Source organism: Haemophilus sp. UMB1048 (assembly GCF_030218125.1).
Lineage (GTDB): Bacteria > Pseudomonadota > Gammaproteobacteria > Enterobacterales > Pasteurellaceae > Haemophilus_D.
The window spans coordinates 1-308 of the sequence record NZ_JASOPB010000059.1 but is presented as its reverse complement, the minus strand read 5'-3'; the positions used below and the strand labels follow the sequence as shown (position 1 = coordinate 308).

1 protein-coding gene is annotated in these 308 nt (G+C 55.8%); it reads right to left on the bottom strand.

Going from position 1 to position 308, the window contains the following annotated elements; genetic code table 11:
• The coding region (locus QP437_RS09860) for a PTS sugar transporter subunit IIA (protein WP_285267713.1) at positions 1-308 on the bottom strand (308 nt) is incomplete at both ends.

The window sequence follows — 308 nt, the reverse complement described above, 5'->3', positions numbered from 1 at the left end:
GGGCGATCACGGTATAGACCACCGTCTTTTTCGCTAACAGGCCGAGGGCGTGCGGCAGCGCAATACCGTCGCCCAGCATGGTGCTGACAATCGCTTCACGCTCGACCACCGAATCATGAAATTCTGCATCGACGAAGCCTTCCTGCTGCAGCTGCTGACACAGCTCGGCGAACAGCGTTTGCTGATCTATCGGCTTATCGATCACCCGGAAATGGGCGGCATCGAAGTATTTATTCAACATCCACGGACGGGTGCGATCCACCAGCACCAGCTTGCCAATCTGATCTAACTGGTAATCGGTGGGGAAC